We start from the raw sequence: 5,109 nt of genomic DNA, 5'->3' as shown, positions 1-5,109 counted from the left end.
TTACTCCATAACACATATCCTATTCATTAAGAATCTTGTTCTCATTTATTTTGCAGTGCTAGGGTCTTTTGTGAGATTAAATCTTATCGATTATTGACACTTTATTATCCCATAAATCAAAATAAATTTATACATGAGAAACTCTCTACACAACACACACGTTATTTTCGCGTGATTTAGAATAACAAAAAATAGACATGGGTGTAAATGTAGGACTTAGATTCTTTTCCTTAACAACTAATCTCGCGTTATAAACAAAGCCAAATAAAAACAAACAAATTAAAAGTTCTAATTAGCAAAAAAGTAATCCGAGTCTTAGTAGTTAAGAGTGTTGTGTAGAGAGTTTCTTAAGCAGAGAATTTGCAATAGTGTTATGCTAAGAAAATCAGATTCTAAACACATAAATCCTAATTATAGCAATGTTGAAAAATTGCATTGTAAAATATTCAATACACTTGTTTGAAAAAACCAAAAAGATATTAAGAACACATCTCACTAGAAAATGAGGCAATGAATAACATGGCATTAAAAACTTCTGCAATTGTTTTATGGATTACAAACTTGAACATGGGCTTCTACACCCATTCATACAAAGCGACTTCTTAAAGCTTGCCCATGTTCTCTTACAATTAACGTTGTGTTATCAGCGCACTTGAAATAGTCATCTTACATTACATCAAAAAAATCCAAGTTTATTAGGCGAATAACTCACGAGGAGATTCTTGGTTTGTTGGTAATGCTCAAGCATCATTCTGTGTGTTTCGCGTCCAATACCACTTTGCTTATATCCACCAAATGCAGCGTGTGCAGGGTACAAGTGATAACAGTTTGTCCATACGCGACCTGCTTTAATACCACGTCCCATACGATAAGCACGATTCATGTCTCGTGTCCATACACCACTCCCTAAGCCATAAATCGTGTCATTGGCGATTTCTAATGCCTCTTTTTCATCTTTAAAAGTCGTTACAGCAAGCACAGGACCAAAGATTTCTTCTTGGAAAATGCGCATTTTGTTATGCCCCTTTAAAAGTGTAGGCTTGATGTAGCAACCTTTTGCCAAATCCCCACCAAGATTATTTCTTTCACCTCCAATAAGGCATGTTGCACCCTCTTCTTTACCGATTTTAATGTAGTTTAAAATCGTATTCACTTGATTTTCATCAACCTGCGCTCCCATCATTGTGGCAGGATCTAACGGATTGCCTATTTTAATCGCTTCTACTCTTTTAAGCACTTTTGCAATAAATTTATCATAAATGCTTTCTTGAATCAGCGCGCGGCTAGGGCAGGTACAAACTTCTCCTTGATTGAAAGCAAACAACACCAAGCCCTCTACCGCTTTATCAAGAAAATCATCTTCATAATCAAAAATATCTGAGAAGAATATATTAGGTGATTTACCACCAAGCTCTAGTGTGCATGGGATAATATTTTCCGTGGCAAATTGCATGATTTGCCGACCCACACTCGTAGAACCCGTAAAAGCAACTTTGGAGATTTTAGGACTTGTAGCGAGATGCTTACCAATTTTTCCACCACTTCCATTCACGATATTCACAACACCCTCAGGTAGCAAATCCCCAATAATATCAAAAAGCACCAAAATGCTAGCAGGAGTAGCCGATGCAGGTTTCAATACAACACAGTTTCCTGCAGCTAATGCAGGAGCTAACTTCCACGCCGCCATAAGAATAGGAAAATTCCAAGGGATAATCTGCCCCACTACGCCCAAAGGCTCATGAAAATGATAGGCGACTGTGTGTTCGTCAAGCTCGCTAATCCCACCCTCTTGAGCACGGATACACCCTGCAAAATAGCGAAAATGGTCAGCTGAAAGTGGAATATCTGCAGCAGTTGTTTCACGAATAGGCTTGCCATTATCCCAAGTTTCTGCATAAGCAATTTTCTCCAAATTCTCCTCGATTCTATCAGCAATCTTAAGTAAGATTCTCGCACGTTCTGTTACGCTTGTCCTGCCCCAAGCACATTTTGCCTTATGTGCAGCATCAAGAGCATTTTCAATGTCTTTTTCACTTGACAAAGGTACTTCGCACAAAACTTCTCCATTGATGGGACTTTTGTTTTGGGTATATTTGCCATCGACTGGAGCGACCCATTTTCCGCCAATATAATTTTCATAGCGAGACTTAAAAACATTGTTTTTGTCTGTGTATTTACTCATTGTTTTCTCCTGTTTTTGAGGTAATGATGACAACCTAATGCTGTCTTAAGTAGTGTAGCAATTTTTAAAAATAACAAAGCACCATAAGTCATATAATTTAATAACTTTTATTATTTTTTACCTAATGTAACAATTAATAAAAAATATTTTTAAAATATTTTTTATTATTTGTTATAAAAATAAGAATCTGTGATAGCTAGTTTGCGTGTAAAAATAATATTGCTTAATTGCAATCTCTATTGACAAAACACTAATGAGAAATTTAAGACAGGCTAAATAATCTTTGTATAAAAGATAATTGGTCATCACACAGTTTCAAGGCAAAAATATATAACCTGTTTGTGCATTAAGAAAAATATGAAATTGTGCAACTTGAATACCCTGTATGCCATTAATTTCATGAATTGGATTCCCACAAAGAACCCTAGAATAATCACTAAAATAAAAACGAAAAGTGTCCCTTTCTTGACATGTTGATGGGGTAAGCAATCTTAAATTTTGCAGTTTATTGCTTTCACTTAAACGAAAATCAAACAGAGCATTATTTTTACATCGCGCAGGAAGATTGGTATTATTGTAACCACTTAAACACTGTAAGTTAGCGGTACTAAGGGCAACAATATCTCCTGCTAAAGGACGTCTATCAAAGTCTGTTGTCGTTGCAAATCGTGGAGTATCTCGATAGAGCGAAAGGCTATTTTTAGTATAAATGCCGCTTGTATGGAACTGTAACTGCCAATAAAAAGGCTCATATCGTAGCAATAACCGTTTCCTATCCACGCTTCTAAACGAATAAACATCTTCAAAGCCTATATGTCCTAAATAAGAGGTATCGGCAAGAGCTAGCATACGCGCACGTTTAAGTGCATAAAGAGTCGTAAGGTAGGAACGTGTATCATTTTTTGTGATTTGATTAAAAGGCAGCCATGCAAGCAATGATAGAAGTGAAATGCAATATATAGTAAAAATCAGTTCTAACAATTTCATTGCAACAGCCTTACTATATACTCAATTTGATTGCATTAATTGTATTTAATTCATGCTTATAGTGAATTGAAAGTGGGGAATTTAATGCCCTATAAACGACAAAGATATTAGGTTGCAATGCTAAGAGCATAGATTGCACAAAAAAATTTATTGAGTTTAAAGCAATTACTAAATATTATTTATTTGTTGTATGTGAATGCTCTGTATAGGCTTATCTACTTAATATTCACAGACAGAGAATTATCCTATGAAGCTCCACCAATACCATGTGCAAAAGATTGTAACGCAGCCAATTCCTACTACACTAAGTAAGAATCCAAACCGCACCATGTCCCATGCTTTAATCCCTCCTTGTGCAAAAACTATGGCATTTGGGGGCGTGCTAATAGGAATCATAAATGAAAAACTAGCACAAATAGTAACCACAAGCATAAGCAAGATTCTCTCTGTGTCGCTTAAGAAACCAGAGGTTGCTACATTAATAATTGGCAATAAAATTGCAATGAGTGCGGTTGTAGAAAGAAATCCTGTAGCAATAATTGCTCCTATACATGATAGCAAGACAATAAAAATAAAGGGGATATTAGCAAATTGTTGCAAAAAGGATTCAAAAGCACCTCCTAATTGAGATTGTGAAAAAGCCATTGCGATACAGAATCCAGCTCCAAATAAGAAGATGATTTCGTAAGGTATGGATTTAGAATCATCCCAATCTAAGAATCCAATCTTTGGCAAAAACATCATCAATCCAAATGCTAGTAAAATTACATTCTCATTCCACCCTAAGCCATTATAAAATGGACGAATAGGGGAATTAATCAATAAAACTATTAAAAGCAACACAATAAAGCCAAGCAATCTTTTATGCTCTGTGGTAATAGGAATAGATTCAAATGCCGAAAGATTAATCTCGTGATTTTTTGTATTAAGAGATAGAATCTTAATCATGGAATAAAGCATAAGCAAAGTTAGGGGTAGCATCATAAAAATCCAAGTTGTAAAACTAATGCCAGATAACCCTTGAGATTCTAAAAACCCCAAGTAGATAAGATTAGGTGGGCTTCCAATAGGAGTAGTAATGCCGCTAATACTTGCTCCAAAAGCAACGGCTAAGAGAAAACGTGTTTGCAAAAATTTATCCTGTGTAATGGACATAGCCACAGGCAATAACAAGAGTGCTACAGTGGAATTTGAAAGGGCAGTACCCAATACCGTAGAAGCAACGCCTAATGCAGAAATTACGCCTTGTGGATTTTTAGGAAATTTAGAGAGAAAAATCTTAGCAATAACACGATGTAAGCCTATTTTTTCTGTGGCAGCTGCAATCATAAAACCTCCCAGAAAAAGGAAGACAATAGGATTACCGTAATTAGCAGTTGTGCTTTTGGTATCAAGTATACCAAAGCTTGGAAATAAAATGATTGGCAAAAGAGAAACAACGCCCATAGGTAAAGCCTTATTAGTCCATAAGGTTATAAGAAGAGCGATGATTCCAATAAGTATAGAGATTTTAAGAGAGGCATGTAAATAATAAAATGCAAATAGCCACGCAATAACACTAACTGCAACTGCTGTGCTTAAGCCCATACAAATTTTTGTCCATTTTTGTGTATTTTGCTCACCTGAATCTTGTGTCCCCTCTTGTTCTGTGCATGTATTTGGGGATTGTCCCATTTCTGAGATTTTTATTTGCGAGTCTGTAACTGTTTGATTTTGCTGCATTTAAAAACTCCATTCATCATTCAACTTGGAATTGATGTCTCAAAACTTTATCTCAAATCACAATTGAAAAATAAGCATGAATTATACTAAGAAAAGATAAAAATATAAAGATTGCAAATAAGAACTTCTCAACAAAAAATTAAATGTTAATCCCAGATTGTTAAGATAAAAACAAATAAACCATAATTTTTTAATGTTAAATTAAGGCTAATTTG

3 protein-coding genes are annotated in these 5,109 nt (G+C 35.2%); all 3 read right to left on the bottom strand.

The window, feature by feature from the left end:
- Positions 1 to 676: 676 nt before the first annotated feature.
- On the bottom strand, positions 677 to 2,185 hold the full coding sequence (locus CQA44_RS11050) for an aldehyde dehydrogenase family protein (protein WP_115547288.1): 1,509 nt from the start codon (positions 2,183 to 2,185) through the stop codon (positions 677 to 679).
- 315 nt (positions 2,186 to 2,500) lie between these two features.
- The gene (locus tag CQA44_RS11045) at positions 2,501 to 3,172 is read right to left on the bottom strand and encodes a hypothetical protein (protein WP_115547287.1); all 672 of its coding nucleotides are present in this window, start codon (positions 3,170 to 3,172) and stop codon (positions 2,501 to 2,503) included.
- A gap of 240 nt (positions 3,173 to 3,412) precedes the next feature.
- Positions 3,413 to 4,759 (bottom strand): SLC13 family permease, encoded by a 1,347-nt coding sequence (locus CQA44_RS11040; protein WP_408941394.1) that lies wholly within the window; start codon positions 4,757 to 4,759, stop codon positions 3,413 to 3,415.
- Positions 4,760 to 5,109 lie beyond the last annotated feature (350 nt).

It is taken from the genome of Helicobacter sp. MIT 14-3879 (assembly GCF_003364125.1).
The sequence above is the reverse complement of the archived record's forward strand: the minus strand, read 5'-3'. Positions and strand labels throughout refer to the sequence as shown.